The 1,714-nt window shown below is 47.1% G+C and carries 2 protein-coding genes; both read right to left on the bottom strand.

The window, feature by feature from the left end; genetic code table 11:
- Positions 1 to 588: thiamine pyrophosphate-binding protein (locus AC1DUA_RS36470; RefSeq protein WP_477504380.1), on the bottom strand; the 588-nt coding region annotated here is incomplete at its 3' end.
- A 327-nt stretch (positions 589 to 915) separates the two neighbouring features.
- Positions 916 to 1,714: TolB family protein (locus tag AC1DUA_RS36465; protein ID WP_477504379.1), on the bottom strand; the 799-nt coding region annotated here is incomplete at its 5' end.

Here is a 1,714-nt window from a genome sequence, read left to right as displayed (position 1 = left end):
ATCGTAGGCTTCTGCCTGAACATCCTGCGGCAGAGCTAAAGTTACTGCTCCGGTCTCAGCCGGATCCGTCAATACACGGATAGCCTGAACGGCAGCTGTCATCAGTTGTTCCGGTCTAACGATTCGGTCCCAGTACTTGCTTACCCTTTTAAAAGCATCCGTAGCCGATATCGTGTAATCCTGAATAGATTCTAATTGCTGCAGCACGGGGTCTGGTTGTCTGGAGGCGAAATTGTCTCCTGGCAGCAGCAGCACTGGAATGCGGTTAACCGTCGCTGTCGCTGCAGCCGTAACCATATTCAATGCCCCCGGGCCGATCGAGCTCGTGCAGGCATAAATTTGCTGCCGATTCCGCTGTTTCGCGAAAGCGATTGCAGAATGCACCATGCCTTGTTCATTTTTACCTTGCCTGTAGGTGAGACTGCCTGCGCTTCGTTCCAGAGCTTCACCAATGCCCGTCACGTTGCCATGTCCAAAAATACCGAAAACACCTTCAACAAACTTTCGCTGGGTACCATCAACCGATATGTATTGATTGTCCAAGAATCGAAGCAAGGCCTGCGCCATCGTTAAGCGGATTGTGCTCATGGGTATCTCAATCTCCTTTGCTATCCCGAGGGATTAAGCGCTTAATCTCTCTTGATTTAAGCACTTAATCCCCGATAAGGTTAAGCGCTTAATTTGATATTACTACAGGATTTCAAATGCTTCAACATTTATTTTCCAGCCTCATTTACACACCCAAAAAAGTTTATTCGTTGTCATTCGGAAATAAGTTTTTACATGTATATTCAAGCTTAACAGGTTTTCATTCGTATTATTGTCCATTGTATATAGTAAACTACGGCTGTCGACGAATAACGTCTGACCAGCCGTAGTTATGCCTACCGTAGATTGAATTATGATTGTATAAAATCAAGGTGTAATTAAGGAGTAGCTGACAAAAGCCAGCTTGCTGCTGTCTGGAGACCATGAATTTACGTTAATCGTGCCTTGACCGCCAAACAGTTTAACCAGTGTTCTAGCTTCGCCACCACCACTTGGCATCAACCGTATTTCCACATACTTGTTCGGGGGATGATCGCCGGGTTCAACATCACCTTTTTTGTAAGTAATATACGCAACAAGCTCACCGTCAGGAGACACATGCGGGAACCAGTTGTTACTTTCATCAAACGTCATCTGCGTCTGCTCACTGCCATCTACGTTCATGCGCCATACCTGCATCAGCCCCGATCGCACGGAATTAAACCAGATATGCTTGCCATCCGGCGAATATTCAGGGCCATCATTCAGACTAGGACTATCGGTCAGCTGTCTTTCTACACCACCGGCTGCTGGAATTGTATAAATATCATATTGGCCATTCCGTTCTGCGCAGTAGGCTAGCTCGCTGCCATCTGGTGACCAGCCGTGCAGATAACTCGGCGCCATTGGGGTAACGAGAACCGGATGCCCCTCCTCGAGTGGGACGATATAAATACGAGACTGACCGTCTTCCTGCGTGTGATGACTTACCGCAATATGCGTTTGATCGGGCGATAGCACGTGATCGTTATTACAGTGATCAACGTACCCCGAATCGATAAGTGTGCTTTCACTTTCCAAGATATCAAAGGAATAGAGGCTTCCCAAGCTATTATAAATGAGTCGGTTACCGTCACTCGTCCAATTCGGAGCCTCGATCAGATAATCGTAGTAGGCTAGCTGTGAT

Source organism: Paenibacillus sp. 01T422 (genome assembly GCF_056398785.1).
Note: the sequence above shows the minus strand (reverse complement) of the source record. Positions and strands in the feature narration are given on the sequence as shown.